Below are 22,804 nucleotides of genomic sequence, written 5' to 3'. Positions count from 1 at the left end.
AGGCGCCCCTCCGCGAGGAGGGGCGTTTTTCGTTGCCGGCGATCAGGGCATCGGTTCGCCCGGCTCATAGGCGTCGATGCGGAAGTCATGCTTCTTTGCCGGGCGCTTTTCGAATGGGGTAAGCACCACGAGGCGAAGAAACAGCACGTCGCGCACAGGGGCGGCGTGGCGGAACAGGCGTCGCCACCCGCCGACGATGGCTTGTGCGAGGCGTTGCAGCAGGCCTTCGCGCCGTCCGTCCTTTGATCGCCTGGCGTCGGTGCCGAAAGCCACGACGAGGCGTTCGATCTCGACATGGCCGATCGGGATATCCGACGCCCGTTCGAAGTACTGGAAGGGAAGCCGTCGCCAGCTGCCGGCCGGAAGCGGATCGAACTGGTCCGGCCGCTCGAAGTAGCCCTCCGCGTCGATGAAGGCGACGACACGGCCTTCCTCCCACGCGTCTTCGGTGATGCCCGGGTCGGTGAGGTCGTAGATCCACCGCCTGCGGTCTTCGTAGAAATGCCACTCGGGCACCTCGACGCGGAAGCCGATACGTTTCATGCGCCTCTCCCTGGCGTTCGTCCTGTCTTGCGATGCTAAACATCGGACCTGCCGCGATCCACATGACATGAGTCGTAGGGGATCTCGACATCCCTGCGACGCGCTACCATCGCGTCTGCCCTGTTCGGAGATGCCCCTCATGCGAATCCATGGCGCATGCCATTGCGGCCGCATCGCTTTCGATCTCGACTGGCCCGACGACGCGCCGGTCGTTCCGCGTGCCTGCGGCTGCACCTTCTGCCGCAAGCACGGGGCCGCGTGGACGGCGCATCCCGCCGCCTCGCTCGAGGTCGTCGACGGCGCGGGCGTGTCTCACTACCGCTTCGGCACCGAAACCGCGCGATTCCACGTATGCCCCCGGTGCGGCGCCGTCCCGGTGTGCACCAGCGACATCGACGGTCGCCTGTACGCCGTCGTCAACGTGAATACGTTCGAAGGCTTTCCCGGAACGTTACCCGCTCCCGCCCCCGTGGACTTCGACGGGGAAGATGAGGGCGCGAGACTGGCACGGCGCGCCAGGGGCTGGATCGGTACGGTGGTGATGCGGCAGGGATGACGGGTGGCTGCTTTCATCTCGGACCATGGTGAGACTCCCGGCCAAGCCTTCACGCGTCGCGGCGGGCTGGTTTTCCGGCGGACGGGCACCTTGCGCGAAGGCTGGAAAATACGATAGAATTCGTGAATCTTAAGCGCCGTTGACGATTGTTTCGGCATTCGTGACCGCCGCGCTTCAGGAACTTTCTTTTTACAAGAAAGCCTCCTCGTGAGGCTTTTTTGTTGGGCGCATGGAGGCTCCCTGCGACACACTGTGAGCGCCGTCAGGGCATCGCGGAGGGCGCTGGAGGAAAGTGTCGGGATACATCGGCGACGAAAGGAATGGGCCGTTCGCGCCCTTTTTTTGTTTCTGGCGACCGGAAAACACCGCAGGTAACGTGGACAACAACGCACTCTCACAGCGCTTCTCGGACATCGTGGCCGATCTCGGCCTCGAGGTCATGGGCATCGAATTCTCCCCGTCGGACGGGCAAAGCACGTTGCGCGTCTATCTCGACGTCACCGATGCCGAGCGCGAACGCCGCGAGGCGGCCGAGTCGCCGCCCGAGGTGACCATCGAGGATTGCGAAGCCGCCAGCCGCGAATTCTCAGCGTGGCTCGACGTTGAAGATCCGATCCCCGGCAACTATGTACTGGAAGTCTCCTCGCCCGGTATCGACCGCCCCCTGTTCACGGCGGCGCAGTTCGCGCGCGTCGCCGGCCAGGAGGTGAAGGTGCTGCTGAAGGCCCCCATCGAGGGTCGTCGCCGCCTCAAGGGCAACGTGGTCGAGGTGGCCGGCGAGCGCGTGGTGCTGGAAGGCGAGGCAGGTCGGTTCGAATTCGAACACGCGGACGTCGAAAGCGCCCGCGTGGTGCCCGATTGGGTGGCCCTCGGCTATGCGCCGCAGCCCAAGCCCAAGCCGGGCGCGAAGAAGAAATCCAAATAAATAACGAAACGATGGGATGCCGCGGGGCATCCTCACGGGAGTAGCGGCAATGAGCAAAGAACTTTTGCTGGTAGTCGACGCGGTCGCCAACGAAAAGGGCGTGCCGCGCGAAGTCATTTTCGAAGCCATGGAAGCGGCGCTGGCCTCGGCCGCCAAGAAGCGCTACCCCGATGAGGATCCCGACATCCGCGTCGAGATCAACCGCGACACCGGCGACTACGAGACGTTCCGTCGCTGGGAGATCATCGAGAACGACGGCGAGATGGAAGATCCGTCCTGGCAGATTCGCCTGATGGACGCCGAAGACGAGGCGGGCGAGGGCGAGGTCGCCGAGGTCGGCGGCTGGATCGAACACCAGATCGAAAACGCCGAGTTCGGGCGCATCGCCGCCCAGGCCGCGAAGCAGGTGATCGTGCAGCGCGTTCGCGAAGCCGAGCGCCAGCAGGTGGTCGACGCCTTCGCCGACCGCGTCGGCGAGCTGGTCACCGGCATCGTCAAGCGCGTGGAGCGCGGCAACGTTTACCTCGACCTGGGCAGCAATGCCGAGGCGTTCATCCCGCGCGACAAGACGATTCCCCGCGAATCGGCCCGCGTCGGCGATCGCGTGCGTGGCTACCTCTACGAGGTGAAGTCGGAAATCCGCGGGCCGCAGCTGTTCGTTTCGCGCAGCGCGCCGGAGTTCATGATCGAGCTGTTCAAGCTCGAGGTGCCCGAGGTGGGCCAGGGCCTCGTCGAGATCAAGGGCTGCGCCCGCGATCCGGGCGATCGCGCCAAGATCGCCGTGGTGGCCCACGACAGCCGCACCGATCCCATCGGCGCGTGCATCGGCATGCGCGGTTCGCGCGTGCAGGCGGTGTCCAACGAGCTCAACGGCGAGCGCGTCGACATCATCCTGTGGCATGAGAACCAGGCCCAGTACGTCATCAACGCGATGGCGCCGGCCGAAGTGCAGTCGATCATCATGGACGAAGAAAAGCACTCCATGGACATCGCGGTGGCCGAGGACAAGCTGTCCCAGGCCATCGGCCGCGGCGGCCAGAACGTGCGCCTGGCCAGCAAGCTCACCGGCTGGCAGCTCAACGTGATGACGCAGGATCAGGTCACCGCCAAGAGCGAAGCCGAGCAGGCCGCCGCGCTCAACCTGTTCCAGGAAAAGCTCGAAGTCGACGAGGAAATCGCCGGCATCCTGGTTTCGGAAGGCTTCTCCTCCATCGAGGAAATCGCCTACGTGCCCAGTGCCGAACTGCTCGCCGTCGAGGGCTTCGACGAAGACATCGTGGAAGAGCTTCGCGCCCGTGCGCGCGACGCCCTGCTCACGGAAGCGTTGGCCGTCGAAGAAAACGTCGAAGGCCCCTCGCAGGAATTGCTCGAGCTCGACGGTATGGACGAGGCCACCGCCTTCGCCCTCGCCGAGCGTAACGTGAAGTCGCTCGACGACCTCGGCGACCTCGCGGTCGACGAGCTCATCGATATCGAAGGCATGACCGAAGAGCGCGCCTCGCAGCTGATCATGGCCGCGCGTGCTCCGATGATCGCCCGTCTGGAGAAGGGTGGCTAAGCGCGAGACCGGAAGCGCCCTGGAGGGGCGCCTCGAGGAAGGCCGGTGGGCCTTCCGCCACGGATGGAGGAGCCGAACGGGTCATCGAACGGCACGTAAGGTGGGTACGCGCGGGAACGGCGGAGATTAGAGAACGATGTCGGACGTCACGATCAAACAACTGGCCCAGGTCCTGGAAATGCCGGTCGAGAAGCTCCTTGGGCAGCTCGACAAGGCCGGGATGAATTTCAACAACGCGGATCAGGTCATCAGCAGCACCGAAAAGGTGAAACTGCTCGGTTTCCTGCGCCGCACGCATGGCAAGAGCGAAGCCGCCGCCGAAACCGACGATTCCGCCCCGCGTCAGATCACCCTCAAGCGCCGCACCGTCGGTGAGCTCAAGGTGAACTCGGGCACCGGTCGCGGTGCCGGCCCGGCCAAGACGGTCAACGTCGAAGTCCGCGCCAAGCGCACCTACGTCAAGCGCAGCGCCATCGGCGAAGACGCACCGGTCGACGCCGAGCGCGAGGACGCCGCGCGCAAGCTCGCCGAATCGCAGGCCCAGCGCGAGCACGACGAATCGCAGCGTCGCGAGGAAGCCGAGCGCCGCCAGCAGGCCGAAGAAGCCCGCCTGGCTGCCGAGGCCGAAGCGCGCCGCCAGGAGGAAGCCGCCGCGGAGGCCCGTCGCCAGGCCGAAGCCGAGCAGCAGGCCGCCGCCGAGCGGGCTCGCGCCGAGGAGGCGCGCGTCGCCGCCGAGGCCGTGCAGCCCGAGTCGGCACCCGCTGCCGGCGAAGCGGCCGCACCGGCCGGCGCCGACGACGCTCCGACCCACCAGGTCGCCAAGCTCGATACGCGCTCGCTCGGCATGATCCTGCCGCGCATCCACGAGCCGCGTAAGCGCGAGCGCGTGGTCTCCAAGCCGGCGCCCCTGCCGGCACCCGCTCCCGCGCCGGCGGCTGTCCGCCCGGCGGCGCCTGCCGCACGCCCGGCCGCTTCCGGTTCGCCGGCGGCGCGTCCGGCACCGGGTGCCGTCGCCGCCGCCAACGACGCGCGCGGCAATGCGCGCCCGAAGCACGGCGCCGGTGGTGGCAACGGTGGCCGTGGTGGCGAGCGCGAGCCGGGTGGCAAGCGCTTCGCCGGCGGCGAGATGCATCTTTCCGATGCCGATCGCGCGCGCCGTTCCAGCGGCAAGGGCGGTCGTGGCAAGCCGGGCCGTGGCGGTCGCATCGAGCCGAGCCGCGGCCAGGTCGCGTCCAGCGGTCCTCACGGGTTCACCCGTCCCACCGCGGCCGTGGTGCGCGACGTGGTCATCGGCGACAACAACCTCGTGGCCGAACTCGCGCAGAAGATGGCCGTGAAGGGTGCCGAGGTGGTGAAGGCGCTGTTCAAGATGGGCGTCATGGCGACCATCAACCAGACCATCGACCACGACACCGCCGCGTTGGTGGTCGAAGAGCTGGGCCATAACCCGGTTCGCGCCACCGACAACGACGCGGAAGCGGCGCTGGCCTCGCACACGCAGAGCGTCGAGCTCGACGGCGAGAAGGTCACCCGTCCGCCGGTGGTCACCATCATGGGCCACGTCGACCACGGCAAGACCTCGCTGCTCGACTACATCCGTCGCACCAAGGTCGCCTCGGGCGAAGCCGGCGGCATCACGCAGCACATCGGCGCTTACCACGTCGAGACGAGCCGCGGCGTGGTGACCTTCCTCGACACCCCGGGCCACGCGGCGTTCACCGCCATGCGTGCGCGCGGCGCGCAGTCCACGGACATCGTGGTACTGGTCGTCGCCGCCGACGACGGCGTCATGCCGCAGACCGCCGAGGCGGTGAAGCATGCGCGTGCCGCCAAGGTGCCGCTGATCGTCGCGCTGACCAAGATGGACAAGTCGGACACCAACGTCGACCACGTCAAGCAGGGCCTCGCGAATCTCGAAGTCATCCCGGAAGACTGGGGCGGCGATACGCAGTTCGTGCCGGTCTCGGCGAAGACTGGCATGGGTATCGACGAACTGCTCGACGCGATCTCGATCCAGGCCGAAGTGATGGAGCTCAAGGCCGTGGCCGACGGCCGCGCCTCGGGCGTGGTCATCGAATCCAGCCTCGATCGCGGTCGCGGTCCGGTGGCCACCGTACTGGTGCAGCAGGGCACGCTGAAGAAGGGCGACTTCGTCGTCTGTGGCGTCGAATACGGCCGCATGCGCGCGCTCATCGACGAAACCGGCAAGCAGGTCGCCGAAGCGGGCCCGTCCATCCCGGTGCAGGTGCTGGGTCTGTCCGGCGTGCCGGAGTCGGGTGACGACTTCGTGGCCGTCGAGGACGAGCGCCTCGCCCGCCAGGTGGCCGCCGAGCGTCAGCAGAAGCGTCGCGAGAACCGTCTGGTCACCAAGTCGAACCGCCTGGAAGACATCATGGCCCAGATGGGCCAGGGCGAAGGCCAGCAGACCCTCAATATCCTGGTCAAGGCCGACGTGCAGGGTTCGGTCGAAGCGTTGCGCGATTCGCTTACCCAGATCGGCAACGACCTGGTCAAGGTGAACGTCATCTCCTCCGGCGTCGGTGGCATCACCGAGTCCGAAGCCCAGCTGGCGGCGGCCTCCAAGGCGCTCATCATCGGCTTCAACGTCCGTGCCGACGCGTCGGCGCGCAAGGTGATCGATACGGCGGGCCTCGACGTCCGCTACTTCTCGATCATCTACGACGTGATCGACCAGGTGAAGCAGGCGGCGTCCGGCCTGCTCGGCATGGAAGTTCGCGAGGAGATCATCGGTATCGCCCAGGTGCGCGACGTGTTCCGTTCGTCGAAGTTCGGCGCGGTGGCCGGTTGCATGGTCATCGAAGGCATCGTCAAGCGTTCCAAGCCGATCCGCGTGCTTCGCGACAACGTGGTGGTGTTCCAGGGCGAACTGGAATCGCTGCGCCGCTTCAAGGAGCTGGTGGACGAGGTCCGCAACGGCACCGAGTGCGGTATCGCGGTGAAGCAGTACAACGACGTGAAGGTCGGCGACCAGATCGAGTGCTTCGAGCGCATCGAAGTCGCCCGTACGCTGTAAGCCCTTGCAAAGCGCCTCCCCGGTTCGCCGGGGAGGCTTTTCTCGTTTATAGGAGGCGGATATGCCGTCCCGTGATTTCAAGCGCACCGACCGCGTGTCCGCCGAGCTTCGCCGCGAGATCGGCCTGCTGGTGCATGCCGCCGTGCGCGACCATGCGTTGCCATCCGTCAGCGTGTCCGACGTGGAAACGACCAAGGACCTGGACGTGGCCACCGTGTGGGTGACCGCGCTGATGCCCGAGAAGTCGGCCGAGGCCGTGAAGGCCCTCAAGGAGCTGGCCAAGGAATTCCGCCGGGAGCTTTCGCGCTCCATGCGCCTTCGCCGCGTGCCCGAGCTGCGTTTCAAGTACGACGAATCGGTCGACCGCGGCGAGCGCATCGAGACGCTGCTGCGCGAAAACCCCGTACCGCCGGCGGAGCCCGCCGGCGAGGAATGAGCCGCCGCCTGGGGTGGGAGCGGACCGTGTCCGCGAACCCTCAGGGCTGGCTATCGCGAACGAGGCCGTGCGTCACGTTGTGCGAGCGGTCGAAATCTCGCTCGATCATCGCAAAGCCTCATTCGCCCGTAGGCGAGTTCGAGGGTTCGCGGACACGGTCCACTCCCACCTCTCCGGTAGTAGACGTTATTTCCTGACTCCATGACCCGCCGATCCTTTCGTGACATCCACGGCATCCTCCTGCTCGACAAGCCGCTGGGCCTGAGTTCCAACCAGGCCCTGCAGGCGGCCCGTCGGCTCGTGGGCGCTGCCAAGGGCGGTCACACCGGCAGCCTCGATCCGCTCGCCACCGGCTTGCTGCCGCTGTGTTTCGGCGAGGCGACCAAGCTCGCCGGCTGGCTGCTCGGTTCGCGCAAGGCCTACGAGGCCGAGGTGCGGCTAGGGGTCACGACCACCACGGCCGACCTGGAAGGCGAGGTGGTCGACACCCGTCCGGTACCGCCCCTCGACGACGCGGCGATCGACGCCGCCCTCGCGACGTTGCGTGGCCACATCGTCCAGATACCCCCGGCGTATTCGGCCATCAAGCAGGACGGCGTGCCGCTCTACGTGCGTGCCCGGCGCGGCGAGGCGGTGGACGTGCCCTCGCGTGAGGTCGACGTTTACCGGCTGGACGTGATCGAGCGGTCAGGGGACACGTTACGGCTCTTCGTCGAATGCGGTTCGGGCACCTACGTGCGCAGCCTGGCCGTCGATCTCGGCGCCCACCTGGGCTGCGGTGCCCACCTGACCGGCCTGCGCCGCCTTTGGGTGGAGCCGTTCATGGCCCCGTCGATGGTCACGATCGACCAGCTTCGCGAGGCCGCCGACACCGGTCCGGACCCGCTCGACGCCTGCCTGCTGCCCGTCGACGCCGGCCTTGCACATATTCCCCGGGTGGAACTCGATAAGCCGCAAACCCGGGTACTGGGTTTCGGCCAGCCGGTGCCGCTGGGGGAGGGCGCCACCACGGGGCGCTGCGGGGTGTGGGGCGCCGATGGCCGGCTGATGGCCCTGGGTGAGGTGGCGCCGGACGGAATGCTCAGGGTTCTCCGGGGGTTCAACCTGCCCTCGGCCTGACCGGGCTTGTTGCCGCTACTGCCGGGACGTTACAATTACGTGCTCGTTTAACGGCTTTCATCATAAAGCGAGGCTTGCGCAACTTCAGCGGTGCTCCGGTGAGGTTGCGCAAGTCTCGCACCCGCTTTTAAGGAATCGATTCACATGTCGCTCACCGTCGAACAGACCAGCCAGATCATCAAGGACTTCGGTCGCAAGGAAAACGACACCGGCTCGACCGAAGTCCAGGTCGCGCTGCTGTCCGCCAACATCACCGCGCTCCAGGATCACTTCCAGGCGCACAAGCAGGATCACCACTCGCGTCGTGGCCTGCTCAAGATGGTCAACAAGCGCAAGACGCTGCTGGCCTACCTCAAGAAGAGCGATCTCGCTCGTTATCAGAGCCTGATCGAACGCCTCGGCCTGCGCCGCTAAACCACCGGAACAGGACGAGGAGAGATCGAAGTGGCGAAAGTAACCAAGTCATTCCAGTACGGTAGTCACGAAGTCACACTGGAGACGGGCGAAATCGCCCGGCAGGCTTCCGGTGCGGTCATGGTCAGCATGGGCGGCACCGTCGTCCTGGTGACGGTCGTCGCGGCGCCGAAGGCGCGCGAAGGCCAGGACTTCTTCCCCCTCACGGTCGACTACACGGAGAAGTTCTACTCCGCCGGTCGCATCCCGGGTGGCTTCTTCAAGCGCGAAGGCCGTCCGACCGAGAAGGAGACGCTGACTTCGCGCCTCATCGATCGTCCGCTTCGTCCGCTGTTCCCGGAAGAGTTCCGCAACGAGATCCAGGTCATCGCCCAGGTTGTCTCGCTGAACCCGGAAGTGGACGGTGACATCCCGGCGCTGCTCGGCGCCTCGGCCGCGATGACGCTCGCCGGCGTGCCCTTCAAGGGCCCGATCGGTGCCGCCCGCGTCGGTTACGCCAACGGTCAGTACATCCTGAACCCGACGGCCACCGAGCTGAAGACCTCCGACCTCGACCTCGTCGTCGCCGGCACGGCCAACGCCGTGCTCATGGTCGAATCCGAAGCCAAGCTGCTCAGCGAAGACGTCATGCTCGGCGCCGTGGTCCATGGCCACCAGGCCATGCAGGCTGCGATCTCCGCGATCAACGCGTTCGTCGCCGAGGCCGGTGCCAAGACCTTCAAGTGGGAAGCCCCGGCACCGAAGACGGCGCTGTACGACGCGGTCAAGGCCGCCGTCGGCAACCGCTTCACCGAAGCCTTCCAGATCCGCGACAAGCTGGCCCGTCGCGACGTCATCAGCGCGCTGAAGACCGACGTCAAGACCGCCATCGCCGCCGACGCCGAAGCCAACGGCTGGACCGACGGCGACATCGCCGCCGCGTTCGGTGAAGTCGAGTACCGCACCCTGCGTGACGGCGTGCTCGCCACCAAGGTGCGCATCGACGGTCGCCAGCTCGACGACGTCCGCCCGATCTCGGTTCGCGTCGGCGTGCTGCCGCGCACCCACGGTTCGGCGCTGTTCACCCGCGGCGAAACGCAGGCGCTGGTCGTGGCCACGCTGGGCACCACCCGCGACGCGCAGATCATCGACGCGCCGGAAGGCGAGTCGAAGGACACCTTCCTGTTCCACTACAACTTCCCTCCGTTCTCGGTGGGCGAGACCGGTCGCTTCGGCGCCCCGAAGCGTCGCGAGATCGGCCATGGCCGTCTCGCCAAGCGCGGCGTGCAGGCCGTCAAGCCGACCATCGAGGAATTCCCGTACGTCGTGCGCGTCGTCTCGGAAATCACCGAGTCGAACGGTTCCTCGTCGATGGCCTCGGTCTGCGGCTCGTCGCTCGCGATGATGGACGCCGGCGTGCCGCTCAAGGCGCCGGTGGCCGGTATCGCCATGGGCCTGGTGAAGGAAGGCGACGACTTCGTCGTGCTCTCCGACATCCTGGGTGACGAAGACCATCTCGGCGACATGGACTTCAAGGTGGCCGGTACCGCCGACGGCGTGTCCGCGCTGCAGATGGACATCAAGATCGAGGGCATCACCGAAGAGATCATGCGCACGGCGCTGGCCCAGGCCAAGCGCGGCCGTACGCACATCCTCGGCGAGATGGCCAAGGTGATGAGCACGGCCCGTTCGGAAATGAGCGAGTTCGCCCCGCGCCTGCTCACGATCAAGATCCACCCGGACAAGATCCGCGAAGTCATCGGCAAGGGCGGCGCCACCATCCGCTCGATCACCGAAGAGACCGGCACCACCATCGACATCACGGACGACGGCAACGTCGTGATCGCCTCGGTCAACCGCGAAGCGGCCGAAGCCGCCCGCAAGCGCATCGAGCAGATCGTGTCCGACGTGGAGCCGGGCCGCATCTACGAGGGCAAGGTCGCCAAGCTGATGGACTTCGGCGCGTTCGTCACCATCATGCCGGGCAAGGACGGTCTCGTGCACGTCTCGCAGATTTCCAGCGAGCGCGTCGAGAAGGTCTCCGACAAGCTGAAGGAAGGCGACATCGTCAAGGTCAAGGTACTCGAAGTCGACAAGCAGGGCCGCATCCGCCTGTCGATGAAGGCCGTGACCGAGGAAGAGGGCGCCGCAAGCTGAGTCCCAGCGTCGCGGTGACACAAAAACCCGGCATCGCGAGATGCCGGGTTTTTTTATGCTCGGTTACCGGTGGATCAGACGGCGATGGAGCCGCCGTCCACGAACAGTTCGACGCCTGCCACGTAGCTGCTCTCGGCCGACGCCAGGAACAGGACCACGTTGGCGATCTCGTCCGGCTTGCCCAGGCGACCGAGCGGAATCATCTGGTCGAGCACTTCCGTGAAGCCGGGGCGCGTATCGAGATACGTCCGCATCAGCTGGGTGTCGGTGCCGCCAGGCGCGACCACGTTGACCCGGATCCCGCGCGGGGCCAGATCGGCCGTCCAGCTGCGCGCGAACGAGCGTACCGCGGCCTTCGTTGCATTGTAGAGCGACTGGCCGGGGAAGCCCTTGCTGCCGGCGACCGAGCCGTTGAGGATGATCGAGCCGCCCGACGAGAGCAGGGGCAGGGCCTTCTGCGCGGTGAAGAACAGGCCGCGCACGTTAAGGCCAAAGGCGCGATCGAAGTTTTCCGGGGTGACCTCGCCGAGCGGCTTCGGCGTCGGATCGGCCAGGCCGGCGTTGGCGAACACCACGTCGAGACGGCCATGGTCAGCCTCGATACGCGCATAGAGCCGGTCGAGGTCATCGAGGTTGGACGCGTCGCCCTGGATGGCGGAGGCGCCGTGTCCGATGGATCGGATCGCCTCGTCCAGCGCGTCCTGGCGGCGCCCGGTGATGTAGACGGTGGCGCCTTCTTCGGCGAAGCGCCGGGCCGTTGCCAGGCCGATGCCTTCGCTGCCCCCGGTGATCGCCACGATCTTGCCTTCGAACCGCTTGCTCATGCTATGCCCTTTAAAAAGTGGAGGATTGCTCCATTTACTATATGGAGGCATCATCCACTTTTCAAGCGAGGTAAGCATGGTCAACGCACCGGACGGCGAGGCGCCGCTGCGCGCCGACGCGGCGCGCAACCGTGAGCGCATTCTCGAGGCCGCCGAAGCATTACTGACGGAAAAAGGCGCGGCTGCGTCGTTCGACGAAATCGCCAAGCGCGCGAAAGTAGGCATCGGTACCCTGTATCGCCGTTTTCCGACGCGTGAATCCCTCCTGGCCGCCATGAGCGACGAGCGGCTCCTCTCGCTTTCCAGTGCGAGCCGCGCGCGCGACGACACCCTCTCCCCGGCGGCCTCGATCCGCGCCTTCACCACCGAACTGGTGGACCACACCACGCACTATCGCGGTCTGGCGGCGTCGCTGGGCGCCGTGCTCAAGAGCGGCACGCCGGGGTGTCACGCCAGTCGCGAGGAGGCGGAGCGGTTGCTTCTGCGCGGGCAGGAAGCGGGCGCGGTCCGCCGTGACGTTTCCGTCGACGACCTCGTCTGCGTGATCACGGCGATCTCGTTGGCCGTCGAGCAGGATGGCGCCGGTACGTCGCGGACCGCCCATCGGGTCGACCTCTTTCTCGACGGCATCGTCGCCCGCTGACCCGCGTATCGACGCTCCGTCGGCTCCCCGTGCGTCGCGTGCCGTACCATATCGGCATGGCTGACAAACCCAACGATTTCATCGACCAGTACCAGGCCTTCGTTCGTGACAGCGTGCAGGCCTGGGCCCGGCAATTCGATCCCAAGCCCGAGCCGGACGCCGTGCCGCAGGCCGACATCGCCGCCCGGCTCTTCGCCGGCCTGGGCGGTTACGGCGACTGGATGCGTTCGGTGATGGAAGGCGTGTCTCCCGCATCGCCGTTCGACGCTTCGGTGCCGCCCTTCGGGCAGCCAGGACCCGGCGCGGCACCGTTCGCCTTCGGTCCGCCGCCCGGCGCCCAGCCCGGTAGCGAGCGTTTCGACGATTGGGCAAGGGTGACCCGCGAGGCCTTGTCGATGCCCGCCTTCGGGTTGACCCGCGAGCAGCAGGAGGAGCAGCAGGCCCTGCTGAAGGCATGGATCGACTATGCCGAGCAGTTCGGCCGATACCAGTCGTTGCTGCAAGGCGTTCACGACCGAGCTTCCGCCGCGATGCGCGATCGGGCTGCGCCGACCGACGCCGAGTCCATGCGTTCGCTCTACGACCGTTGGGTGAACCTCGCCGAAGAGAGCTACGCGGAAGCGGCGCTGTCGAAGGAGTTTCGCGAGGTCTACGCGGCGCTGGTCAACGCGCAGATGCGCGTGAAGGTGCTCCAGCAACGCCAGATCGAACGGTTTTCGGTCCAGGCCGGCATGCCGACTCGCAAGGAGGTGGACAGCCTCGGCGAACGCCTGCAGGCCGTTCGTCGCGAATTGAGGCAGATGCAGGAACTGGCCGCCGACGTCGAATCGCTCAAGGCGGAACTGGCCGCTCTGCGCGACAAGCCCAAGGCGGCGAAGAAGGCGGCGGCGAAAAAGGCGTCGGGCAAGAGGTCGGCCCGGTGAGCGATAACCCTTTCCACATCGATCCCGAGCGGGCCCGCGAAGAAGTCGAAGCCTTTCGTCGCAAGCTGGAGGCCGGTGTCGAAACGCTCAAGCACGTCGGGCCGATCGAACTGGGTTCGACCCCGCGCGAGGCCGTCTACACCGAAGACAAGCTCACGCTCTGGCACTTCAAGGGCAAGGGCAAGCCCACGGCGAAAACGCCGCTGCTGATCTGCTACGCACTGGTCAATACGCCGTGGATGGTCGACCTCCAGGAAGACCGTTCGATGGTGCGCAACCTGCTCGAGCAAGGCGAAGACGTCTACCTGATCGATTGGGGGTATCCCGACGGCGCCGACCGCTGGCTTACGCTCGAGGATTACATCGACGGCTACCTCGATCGTTGCATCGACGTGGTGCGCCGCCGCCATGGCCTCGACGCGGTGAACCTGCTGGGCATCTGCCAGGGCGGCGTGTTCTCGCTGTGTTATGCGGCGCTGCATCCGGAGAAAGTGCGCAACCTCGTCACCATGGTGACGCCGGTGGACTTCCATACGCCCGACAACATGCTGTCGCACTGGGCGCGCAACGTCGATATCGACCTGTTCGTCGACACGGTGGGCAACGTGCCCGCCGACCTGATGAATTTCGCTTACCTCACCTTGAAGCCGCTGCGTCTCAACCAGCAGAAATACGTGGGCCTGGTCGACATCCTCGACAACCCGAAGGAAGTGGAAAACTTCCTTCGGATGGAGAAGTGGATCTTCGACTCACCCGACCAGGCCGGCGAAACCTTCCGCCAGTTCGCCCGCGATTTTTTCCAGAAGAACCTGCTGATGAAAGGCGAGGCCACGATCGGCGAGCGCAGGGTCGACCTGAAAAAGATCGTCCAGCCCGTGCTCAACATCTACGCCGAGCAGGATCACCTCGTACCGCCGGCCGCGTCCACGCCGCTCGGCGACATGATCGGCAGCAAGGATTACACCGCGCTCGCGTTCCAGGGCGGACACATCGGCATCTACGTGTCCGGGCGTGCGCAGAAACTGGTGCCGCCGGCCATCCATGAGTGGCTCGACGAGCGATGATCGTGCGCTGGTCGAAGATAGCCATGGTGCTTTCGCTGGCGGCCTTCGCGCTGACGGTCATGTTCGACAACCTCATCGACTACGGTTCGAACTTCGAATTCGTGCGGCACGTTTTGTCGATGGATACGACCTTTCCCGGTAACGCGCTGATGGGTCGTGCGATCACCGCGCCGGGTGCGTGGCATGCGGCGTATGTCGCGATCATCGCGGGGGAGGGCATGACCGCCGTGCTGTTGGCGCTGGGGGCTTATGAACTGTGGATGGCGAGACGCCGTTCCTCGGCAGCGTTCCAGGCGGCCAAGCGTTTCGCCGTCGCCGGATGCGCGACGGGCTTCATGGTCTGGTTCTTCGGCTTCATGGTGGTGGGCGGCGAGTGGTTCGCCATGTGGCAGTCGAAGGCATGGAACGGGCAGGAAGGCGCGTTCAGGTTTTACATGGCGTTGCTTGGCGTTCTGGTGTTCGTGAATCAGATCGACGGCGAACCCGGAGCCTGACGCGAACCGCCGCGACAGCGGCGGCCGGCATGCGATAATCCACGCATGAACGCCTCGACCTCACACGATTCCATCCGTGCCGTCCAATGGCACGGTGACCGCCTGCGCCTGCTCGACCAGCGCCGCCTGCCGACGGAGGAGCGCTGGTTCGATTGCGTGAATTCCGACGACGTCACCCGTGCCATCCGCGACCTCGCGGTGCGGGGCGCGCCGGCCATCGGCATCGCCGCGGCCTGGGGCGTGGTGCTGGCGGCGAAGACGGGAGAAGACCTCCCGCGTGCGCTCGCCACGCTGCGCGCCGCCCGTCCCACGGCGGTGAACCTCATGTGGGCGCTCGATCGCATGAAAGCGCGGATCGACGCGGGTGCCGATGCGGCCGCGCTGGAGCGCGAGGCCCAGGCCATCCAGGACGAAGACCTCGCCGCCAACCGCCACATGGGCGAACTCGGCGCGGCCCTGATCGAAGCCGGATCCCAGGTCATCACCCACTGCAATACCGGGTCGCTCGCCACGGCGGGCTACGGTACGGCCCTCGGGGTGATTCGCGCGGGCGTCGAGGCGGGCCGTATCGACGCCGTCTACGCGGGTGAAACGCGACCCTGGCAGCAGGGTGCGCGTCTGACGATGTGGGAATTGGTCCGTGACGGCATCCCTGCCAGGCTGATCGCCGACTCCGCCGCCTCGCATCTTATGAAAGACGGCAAGGTCAAGTGGGTGATCGTGGGCGCCGACCGCATCGCGGCCAACGGCGATACCGCGAACAAGATCGGTACCTACCAGCTCGCCATCGCCGCACGGCATCACGGGGTGAAGTTCATGGTGGTCGCGCCGTCCACGACGGTCGACATGGCCACCGCCAGCGGCGAGGACATCGAGATCGAACTGCGTGACGCGACCGAACTGTTCTCCGTCAGCGGCACGCGTACGGTGATCGAAGGCGCGGATGCCTGGAACCCGGTCTTCGACGTCACGCCCGCCGACCTGATCGATGCCATCGTGACCGAACGCGGCGTGATCCTGAAGCCCGACGAAGAACAGATGCGGATCATGTTCCCGTGACGCGCCTGCGTCGCGAATTCGCCTTGTTCGCCCTGGGCGGACTGATCGGTTTCGTGATCGACGGCGGCATCGCCCAGGGGCTCGTGCGGCTGGCCGGATGGAACGCCTACGGCGCGCGCGCCGTATCGTTTCTCGTCGCGGCGACCTTCACCTGGTGGTGGAGCCGCCACCATACCTTCGCCGACCGCGAATCGGGGCGCGACAGCCGCAGCGAATGGCTGCACTGGATCGGGCTCATGCTGGTGGGCGCGGCCTTCAATAATGGCGCCTACGTGCTGGCGCTGCACCTTTTTCCGGCCCTCCACGCCTGGCCCGCGGTGGCCGTCGCCGCAGGCTCGGTGTCGGGCGCGGCCGCCAACTTCCTGTTGGCGCGCGCGGTGCTTTTCCGGACCGTCAAAACGACCATTTAAGTCTTTGAATACAAAGGATTTTTAACTGTCTTTTCGACGTCCTTTGTGATATCATCGTCGGGTTGGGTCGACCGCGTCGCCATGCCGCGACATTCGGCGGTCGGCGGGGGCATTTTCACGGATATCCAGGAAGTCGATTGATGGCAGAACTCGCCAAAGAAGTCATTCGCGTCAACATCGAAGACGAGATGCGCCAGAGCTATCTCGACTACGCGATGAGCGTCATCGTCGGGCGTGCCCTGCCCGATGTGCGCGACGGACTCAAGCCGGTGCACAGGCGCGTGTTGTTCGCGATGAACGAGCTGGGCAATGCCTGGAACAAGCCCTACAAGAAATCGGCTCGCGTCGTCGGTGACGTGATCGGTAAATACCATCCGCACGGCGACGCGTCGGTCTACGACACCATCGTGCGCATGGCCCAGCCGTTCTCGCTGCGTTACATGCTGGTCGACGGCCAGGGCAACTTCGGCTCGGTCGACGGCGACAACGCCGCGGCCATGCGATACACCGAGGTGCGCATGGCGCGCCTCACGCACGAGTTGCTCGCCGACATCGACAAGGAAACCGTCGACTTCGGCCCCAACTACGACGAGAGCGAGAGCGAGCCGCTGGTGCTTCCCACGCGCGTGCCGAACCTGCTCGTCAACGGTTCGGCCGGCATCGCGGTCGGCATGGCGACGAACATCCCGCCGCACAACATGACCGAGGTCATCAACGCCACGCTGGCACTCATCGAGGAGCCCTCGCTGGGCGTCGACGAGCTGATGACCCACATCCCCGGCCCTGACTTCCCCACCGCCGGCATCATCAACGGCTCGTCGGGCATTGTCGAGGCGTACCGCACCGGTCGCGGGCGCATCCTCGTGCGCGCACGCACCGAGATCGAGACCGAGGCCAACGGGCGCGAGACGATCATCGTCCACGAGCTGCCCTACCAGGTGAACAAGGCGCGTCTCATCGAGAAGATCGCCGAGCTGGTCAAGGAGAAGAAGCTCGAAGGTATCAGCGAACTGCGCGACGAGTCCGACAAGGACGGCATGCGCGTGGTCATCGAGATCCGTCGCGATGCCATGGCCGACGTGGTGCTGAACAACCTGTTCCAGCAGACGCAACTGCAGGTCACCTTCGGCATCAACATGGTGGCGCTGCTCGACGGCCAGCCCAAGCTGCTCAACCTCAAGGACATCATCGAGGCGTTCATCCGCCATCGCCGCGAGGTGGTCACCCGCCGTACCATCTTCGAGCTGCGCAAGGCCCGCCAGCGTGCGCACATCCTCGAAGGTCTCACGGTCGCGCTCGCCAACATCGACGAGATGATCGAGCTCATCCGTACGTCGGCATCCTCGCAGGAAGCCCGCGAGCGGATGGTCGCCCGTCGCTGGGAGCCGGGCATGGTGCGCGCGATGCTGGGCGCCGCCGGTGCCGCCGCCTCCCGTCCGGAAGACATGGATCCGCGCGACGGCCTGCGTTACGACGGCTACCAGCTCTCCGAAGCCCAGGCCACCGAGATCCTGCAGATGCGCCTGCATCGCCTCACCGGCCTGGAGCAGGAAAAGCTTTCCGACGAATATCGCGAGATCCTCGAGACCATCCGCGGCCTCATCGAGATTCTCGAAAATCCGGTGCGCCTGCTCGAGGTCATCCGCGAAGAACTCGAACAGATCCGCACCGACTACGGCGACGCGCGCCGTACCGAGATCCAGCACTCGCAGGAAGACCTCAACGTCCTCGATCTGATCGCTCCGGAAGACGTTGTGGTCACGCTGTCGCACACCGGGTACGTCAAGCGTCAGCCGGCCAGCCTCTATCGTGCGCAGCGCCGTGGCGGCAAGGGCCGGTCGGCGTCGGCACTGAAGGACGAGGACGTCGTGCAGCAGCTGTGGGTGGTGAACACCCACGACACGCTGCTCACCTTCACCAGCACCGGTCGCGTCTACTGGCTCAAGGTCTATCAGATGCCCGAAGCCGGCCCGGGCGCGCGCGGCAAGCCCATCGTCAACCTGTTGCCGCTGGCCGAGGGCGAGAAGGTGCAGGCGTTGCTGCCGGTGCGTGACTACGACCCGAGCTGCTATGTGTTCTTCGCCACCCGCAAGGGCACCGTGAAGAAGACCCCGCTCACCGAATTCGCCTTCCAGCTGCAGAAGGGCAAGGCGGCCATCAGCCTCGACGAGGGCGATGCGCTGGTGGACGTGGCGATGACCAATGGCGAGAGCGACGTGCTGCTGTTCGCATCCAACGGCAAGTCGGTGCGCTTCGACGAAAACAAGGTGCGTTCGATGGGCCGCACCGCCACCGGCGTGCGCGGCATGCTGCTCGCGGATGACGCGGTGGTGGTCTCGCTGATCGTCGCCCATGGCGACGGCGACATCCTCACCGCCACCGAACGCGGCTACGGCAAGCGCACGGTGCTCGACGAGTTCCCGAAGAAGGGACGCGGCACGCAGGGCGTGATCGCCATCCAGTGCTCGGAGCGCAACGGCAATCTCGTCGCCGCCACGCAGGTCACCGAGGCCCAGCAGGTGATGCTGATCTCCGACCAAGGCACCCTGGTGCGCACGCGCGTGTCCGAGGTGGCGCAGGTGGGCCGCAATACGCAAGGCGTCACGCTGATCAAGCTGCCGAAGGATGAGACCCTCATCGGTGTCGTTCGCATCGAAGCGGAAGACGAGCCGGACGTCGAGGGCGAAACGCCCAGCGGCGAGGCCGCGGCGGACATGCCGCCGGTCGAGTCGGGGCCGGTGAATGGCGAAGGCGATTCGCCGGAGGCCTGATGAGAAGAACCCGCCGAAAGGCGGGTTCTTTTTTGAGCATCTCGCTTCGCAGGCATCGCGGACAGGGTCCGCGATGCCTGCGAAGACTCGAAGATCAGCCGTCGATGGCTTCCAGCATCGCTTCGGCCGACGACACCTTGAACTCGCCTGGCGCCTCGACATTCAGCACCTTCACCACGCCATCCTCGAGGTACATGGCGAAACGCTTCGCGCGAATGCCCATGCCGTTCTTCGTGCCGTCCAGTTCGAGCCCCAACGCCTTGGTGAAGGCCGCATTGCCGTCCGCGAGCATGACCAGGCTGTCGGGAATGCCGCGCTCCTTGCCCCAGGCGTCCATGACGAAAGCGTCGTTCACGGACAGGCAAAACACCTTCACGCCACGCTGGGCGAAGTCGTCGATGTGCTGGATGTATCCCGGCAGGTGCCGGTTCGAGCAGGTGGGCGTGAACGCGCCCGGCACGGCGAACACCACGACCTTGCCCTCGCCGAGCAACTCGGTGGATGTGTGGGTCTGGATGCCGTCCTTGAAGACGGCGACGGTGGCTTCCGGAATGCGATCGCCGACTGCGATGGTCATGATGCGGGCCTTGGTGGGAGGAAAGTCCCGAGTGTACGCGAGCGCCGTGAAGCTGAAGCGCCACCGACCGTCGCGGTCGGCCTCTTGAATCGCCGCGGCGCGCTCATATGTTGGTTCCCAGACGGCCAGCGGGCCGAAAAACTTCAGTGGAGTCAAACAGATGAACGAGCTTCGTCACATCACGTTCCGTCGTGCGCCGTTGCTGGGCGGCGATCTTCGTGCCGCCTTCGAACATATCTTCGGCAGCGACATCGCCCCCGCCAGCAGCGCCACCGAGAGCGCCTGGTCGCCGCGCGTGGACATTCGCGAGGAAGAGGGGCGTTTCCTCATCCTGGCCGATCTGCCGGGCGTGGACCTCGCCGACATCGAGATCCAGATGGACAAGAACGTGCTCAGCATCAAGGGCGAGCGCAAGGCCTACAGCAGCGAGGCCGAGGGCAAGTACGCTCGCGTCGAGCGCGTCACGGGCGGTTTTCGCCGTAGCTTCACCCTGCCGGAGAGCGCCGATGCCGAGGGCGTGACCGCCTCCGGCCGCAACGGCGTGCTCGAGATCGCCATCCCGAAGAAGGCCGAAAGCGCACCTCGGCGCATCACGGTCAACGTCGCGGGCTGATTAGGTCTAAGCTTGGCAGTCTGGCCCGCGGTGGTTCGGTCCACCGCGGGCCACGTGCATGGGTTATTCGGTATTCGACACAAGCCCGGGAGAGCCTGTGGAGTTCAAGGATTATTACGAGATTCTCGGGGTCAAGCCCGATGCCAGCGACGCCGAGATCAAGGCGGCGTATCGCAAGCTTGCCCGTAAATACCACCCGGACAAGAACAAGGAGCCGGGAGCGGAAGAGAAATTCAAGGCCGTCAACGAGGCCAACGAGGCGCTGAAGGATCCGGAGAAACGCCGGGCCTACGACCAGTTCCGCGCGGGTGGCTATCGCCAGGGCGAGCAGTTCCGCCCGCCGCCGGGCTGGGGACAGCAGGGAGGCGGTTTCGATTTCGGCGACATGGGAGGCCGCGGCGACTTCAGCGACTTCTTCGAGAGCCTGTTCGGCGGCGGCGCCCGTGCGGGTCGTGGCCAGCCCCAGGCCCGTCGCGGGCGCGACATCCAGGCGAAGATCGAGACCGACCTCGAGACCGTCTACACCGGCGGCAAGACTCGCGTGGTGCTCAACGACTCGTCGGGTGGAGAGCGCGTGCTGGAGGTGAAGATTCCCGCCGGTATCGTGTCGGGTCAGACGATCCGCCTTTCAGGGCAGGGGCATCCCGGCGCGGGCGGCGGCCCGGCGGGCGATCTGCTGCTGGAGATCGGCGTCCGCGAGGATGCCCGTTTCCGTCTCGACGGGCGCACGGTGACCCACGTGCTGCCGATTTCGCCTTGGGAAGCCGCGCTGGGCGCGACGGTGCCCGTGCCGACGCTCGGTGGGCACGTGGACCTGCGCATTCCTTCGGGATCGCAGTCCGGGCGCAAGCTGCGGCTGAAAGGGCGTGGTCTGCCCGGTTCGGAGCCGGGCGACCAGATCGTGGTGCTGGAAATCCGCGTTCCCGTGCCGGAAACGCATGAAGAGCAGGCGGCATACGCCGAGTTCAAGGAAGCGTTCGCGGGGTTCGATCCGCGGCGTTGACCGCGCTTCGCGCGGTTCGCCGATACGATCGGCTCCCACCCCTTCGGTAGGCAGGTCGCCGGAATCCTGCTGCCGAAGGACGGGAAGGTGATCGAACCGTTGTTGCCGGTGCGGAAGGCCGGTGGCTCGAACCGGTTATCGAGGGCCTGGCGGTTTGCTCGACGCGTGCTACCGGAGCGGTGGGGGCCGATCGTATCGGCGAACCGGGCCAGCGTCAGCCCGGCAAGTGCTCCTTCAGTGCCGTTACCAGCTCCTCTTCCTTGATCGGCTTCACCACGTAAGCCTTCGCACCCTGGCGCAGGCCCCACACCTTGTCCGTGTCCTGGTCCTTCGTGGTCACCAGGATGATCGGGATGTGCTTGGTGGTGTCTTCCTTGGCGATGGTGCGCGTGGCCTGGAAACCGTTGAGGTTGGGCATGACCACGTCCATCAGGATCAGGTCGGGCAGCTCGCGTTTGGCGGCCTCGACGCCCGCTGCGCCGTCCTCGGCCGTGATGGCCTCATGGCCCAGCTTTTCAACGATGCGCTTGATGCCAAGCAGCTGCGACGGCGAATCGTCGACGATCAGGATACGAGCCATTCACTTTCCCCCGGGACGGTGCCCGATGTGTCTTTTCTTGGATACGGCGCCCAAGCGACGAAAAAACGTCGCGCGATGCGCTTCCGGCGGAGCCATTCTACCGGCCGGCGATATTGTCGCAACGGCAACTATCCGATGCGCACCACCGTGCGACCGAACGACCCACCCGCGAGCATGCCTTCGAAAACGCCCGCGACATCGTCCAATGACACCTCGCGCGTGCAGATGGTGTCGAGGTGGCGGGGGCGCCAGTCGCCGGACAGACGGCGCCACACTTCCTCGCGAATATCGCGTGGGCTTCCGGCCGAGGCCACGCCCAGCACGCTCACGCCGCGGATGATGAAGGGCATCACCGTGGTGTGCAGCTCGGGACTGCTGGCCAGGCCGCAGATGGCGGCGTTGCCGTAGGGCGCGATGAGGGGCAGGAACCCGGCCAGCGTGTCGCCACCCACGTTGTCCAGCAAGCCGCCGTAGCGCGCCGAATCCATGGGGCGGCCGCTGAAGGCGAGGGTGTGGCGGTCGACGCACTCGCTGGCGCCGAGGGCGCGCAGGACGTCGAAGTGATCGGCCTTGCCGCTGATCGCGTGCACCTCGTAGCCTGCGCCGCTGAAGATGTCGATGCCCAGCATGCCCACGCCGCCCGTGGCGCCGGTGATGGCGATCGGCCCCATCGAGGGCGACTGCCGGTTGAAGGTCATCTGCAGCAGGGCCAGGGCGGCCGTGTAGCCGGCGGTGCCGATGATCATCGCCTCGCGGGTGGTCAGCGAGGCGGGCAGGGGAATCACCGTCACCGAGGGCAGGCGCACGTATTCGGAGTAGCCGCCGTCGATCGTCTCGGAAAGGCCGCTGCCGGTGGCGAGCACCTTGTCGCCCTCGCGATAGGCCGGGTCGGTGGACTGGACCACCGTGCCGGCCACGTCGATGCCACCGTTCAGGGGGAACGTTCGAAGGATCTTGCCCTTGCCGGTGCCGGCGAGGGCATCTTTGTAGTTCACCGACGACCATTCGGCGCGAACGACCACGTGGCCTGGCGTGAGGTCGTCGAGGGCGACGGTCTCGATGCGGCCACGATAGCCGGCATCGTCCTGGCGGATACGGAAGGCGCGGAACGCGTGCATCGGA

General features: G+C 66.1%; 22 protein-coding genes. 17 read left to right on the top strand and 5 right to left on the bottom strand.

What is annotated here, in order from left to right; translation table 11 throughout:
- Positions 1 to 42 precede the first annotated feature (42 nt).
- Entirely contained in the window at positions 43 to 543 is a 501-nt protein-coding gene (locus tag L2Y94_RS13990; RefSeq protein ID WP_247367587.1) for a hypothetical protein, read from the bottom strand.
- A gap of 139 nt (positions 544 to 682) precedes the next feature.
- Here L2Y94_RS13990 and L2Y94_RS13985 point away from each other — a divergent pair, with 139 nt between their 5' ends.
- The 8 genes from L2Y94_RS13985 to pnp all read left to right on the top strand — a co-directional run bounded on the left by L2Y94_RS13985 (position 683) and on the right by pnp (position 10,721).
- Positions 683 to 1,099 carry a GFA family protein gene (locus L2Y94_RS13985; protein WP_247367580.1) on the top strand — a complete coding sequence of 139 codons (417 nt, stop codon included), beginning with the start codon at positions 683 to 685 and terminating at the stop codon, positions 1,097 to 1,099.
- Between the two features lie 376 nt (positions 1,100 to 1,475).
- Entirely contained in the window at positions 1,476 to 2,024 is a 549-nt protein-coding gene (locus L2Y94_RS13980; protein WP_247367578.1) for a ribosome maturation factor RimP, read from the top strand.
- A gap of 49 nt (positions 2,025 to 2,073) precedes the next feature.
- Complete coding sequence (nusA, locus tag L2Y94_RS13975) at positions 2,074 to 3,582, top strand: transcription termination factor NusA (protein ID WP_247367577.1); 1,509 nt, start codon at positions 2,074 to 2,076, stop codon at positions 3,580 to 3,582.
- 136 nt (positions 3,583 to 3,718) lie between these two features.
- Positions 3,719 to 6,616, top strand: a complete 2,898-nt coding sequence (infB, locus tag L2Y94_RS13970; protein WP_247367576.1) for a translation initiation factor IF-2 — start codon at positions 3,719 to 3,721, stop codon at positions 6,614 to 6,616.
- 61 nt (positions 6,617 to 6,677) lie between these two features.
- Entirely contained in the window at positions 6,678 to 7,052 is a 375-nt protein-coding gene (rbfA, locus tag L2Y94_RS13965) for a 30S ribosome-binding factor RbfA (RefSeq protein ID WP_247367572.1), read from the top strand.
- 201 nt (positions 7,053 to 7,253) lie between these two features.
- Positions 7,254 to 8,171: a tRNA pseudouridine(55) synthase TruB gene (gene truB, locus L2Y94_RS13960; protein ID WP_247367562.1), complete on the top strand. Its 918-nt coding sequence runs from the start codon at positions 7,254 to 7,256 to the stop codon at positions 8,169 to 8,171.
- Between the two features lie 144 nt (positions 8,172 to 8,315).
- Positions 8,316 to 8,585 carry a 30S ribosomal protein S15 gene (gene rpsO, locus L2Y94_RS13955; RefSeq protein WP_090054134.1) on the top strand — a complete coding sequence of 90 codons (270 nt, stop codon included), beginning with the start codon at positions 8,316 to 8,318 and terminating at the stop codon, positions 8,583 to 8,585.
- A 30-nt stretch (positions 8,586 to 8,615) separates the two neighbouring features.
- Positions 8,616 to 10,721, top strand: a complete 2,106-nt coding sequence (pnp, locus tag L2Y94_RS13950; protein WP_247367560.1) for a polyribonucleotide nucleotidyltransferase — start codon at positions 8,616 to 8,618, stop codon at positions 10,719 to 10,721.
- A 74-nt stretch (positions 10,722 to 10,795) separates the two neighbouring features.
- On the opposite strand, the gene L2Y94_RS13945 is transcribed toward pnp, so the two are convergent.
- Entirely contained in the window at positions 10,796 to 11,545 is a 750-nt protein-coding gene (locus tag L2Y94_RS13945) for an SDR family NAD(P)-dependent oxidoreductase (RefSeq protein WP_247367553.1), read from the bottom strand.
- A gap of 76 nt (positions 11,546 to 11,621) precedes the next feature.
- On the opposite strand from L2Y94_RS13945, the gene L2Y94_RS13940 reads away from it, so the two are divergent.
- The 7 genes from L2Y94_RS13940 (at position 11,622) to gyrA (ending at position 18,909) form a co-directional block, all read left to right on the top strand.
- Positions 11,622 to 12,188, top strand: a complete 567-nt coding sequence (locus tag L2Y94_RS13940; protein WP_247367551.1) for a TetR/AcrR family transcriptional regulator — start codon at positions 11,622 to 11,624, stop codon at positions 12,186 to 12,188.
- 56 nt (positions 12,189 to 12,244) lie between these two features.
- Positions 12,245 to 13,111: a poly(R)-hydroxyalkanoic acid synthase subunit PhaE gene (locus L2Y94_RS13935; RefSeq protein WP_247367550.1), complete on the top strand. Its 867-nt coding sequence runs from the start codon at positions 12,245 to 12,247 to the stop codon at positions 13,109 to 13,111.
- Positions 13,108 to 14,175, top strand: coding sequence for a class III poly(R)-hydroxyalkanoic acid synthase subunit PhaC (locus L2Y94_RS13930; RefSeq protein ID WP_247367547.1), 1,068 nt, complete (start codon positions 13,108 to 13,110; stop codon positions 14,173 to 14,175). Before L2Y94_RS13935 ends, L2Y94_RS13930 begins: the two co-directional genes overlap by 4 nt.
- Before the next feature lie 2 nt (positions 14,176 to 14,177).
- Positions 14,178 to 14,669: a DUF2165 family protein gene (locus L2Y94_RS13925; RefSeq protein ID WP_425602404.1), complete on the top strand. Its 492-nt coding sequence runs from the start codon at positions 14,178 to 14,180 to the stop codon at positions 14,667 to 14,669.
- A 45-nt stretch (positions 14,670 to 14,714) separates the two neighbouring features.
- Entirely contained in the window at positions 14,715 to 15,728 is a 1,014-nt protein-coding gene (mtnA, locus tag L2Y94_RS13920) for an S-methyl-5-thioribose-1-phosphate isomerase (protein ID WP_247367539.1), read from the top strand.
- Positions 15,725 to 16,138 (top strand): GtrA family protein, encoded by a 414-nt coding sequence (locus L2Y94_RS13915; protein WP_247367536.1) that lies wholly within the window; start codon positions 15,725 to 15,727, stop codon positions 16,136 to 16,138. Before mtnA ends, L2Y94_RS13915 begins: the two co-directional genes overlap by 4 nt.
- 140 nt (positions 16,139 to 16,278) lie before the next feature.
- Entirely contained in the window at positions 16,279 to 18,909 is a 2,631-nt protein-coding gene (gene gyrA / locus L2Y94_RS13910; RefSeq protein ID WP_247367533.1) for a DNA gyrase subunit A, read from the top strand.
- A 94-nt stretch (positions 18,910 to 19,003) separates the two neighbouring features.
- Here gyrA and L2Y94_RS13905 read toward each other — a convergent pair whose 3' ends face one another.
- The gene (locus L2Y94_RS13905) at positions 19,004 to 19,486 is read right to left on the bottom strand and encodes a peroxiredoxin (protein ID WP_247367530.1); all 483 of its coding nucleotides are present in this window, start codon (positions 19,484 to 19,486) and stop codon (positions 19,004 to 19,006) included.
- Positions 19,487 to 19,646: 160 nt separating this feature from the next.
- Between L2Y94_RS13905 and L2Y94_RS13900 the strand changes: the two genes are divergently transcribed.
- Together L2Y94_RS13900 and L2Y94_RS13895 are read left to right on the top strand one after the other, a co-directional pair.
- Complete coding sequence (locus L2Y94_RS13900) at positions 19,647 to 20,099, top strand: Hsp20/alpha crystallin family protein (RefSeq protein WP_247367527.1); 453 nt, start codon at positions 19,647 to 19,649, stop codon at positions 20,097 to 20,099.
- A 97-nt stretch (positions 20,100 to 20,196) separates the two neighbouring features.
- Entirely contained in the window at positions 20,197 to 21,102 is a 906-nt protein-coding gene (locus L2Y94_RS13895; RefSeq protein WP_247367526.1) for a DnaJ C-terminal domain-containing protein, read from the top strand.
- A 214-nt stretch (positions 21,103 to 21,316) separates the two neighbouring features.
- Here the strand turns inward: L2Y94_RS13895 and pilH are convergent, their stop codons facing one another.
- Entirely contained in the window at positions 21,317 to 21,682 is a 366-nt protein-coding gene (pilH, locus tag L2Y94_RS13890; protein WP_247367515.1) for a twitching motility response regulator PilH, read from the bottom strand.
- A gap of 128 nt (positions 21,683 to 21,810) precedes the next feature.
- The gene (locus L2Y94_RS13885) at positions 21,811 to 22,800 is read right to left on the bottom strand and encodes an acrylyl-CoA reductase family protein (protein ID WP_247367513.1); all 990 of its coding nucleotides are present in this window, start codon (positions 22,798 to 22,800) and stop codon (positions 21,811 to 21,813) included.
- Between the last annotated feature and the right edge of the window lie 4 nt (positions 22,801 to 22,804).

The sequence above is a fragment of the Luteibacter aegosomatis genome, assembly GCF_023078455.1.
Classification (GTDB): domain Bacteria; phylum Pseudomonadota; class Gammaproteobacteria; order Xanthomonadales; family Rhodanobacteraceae; genus Luteibacter; species Luteibacter aegosomatis.
This window is presented reverse-complemented; position numbering and strand designations above follow the sequence as displayed.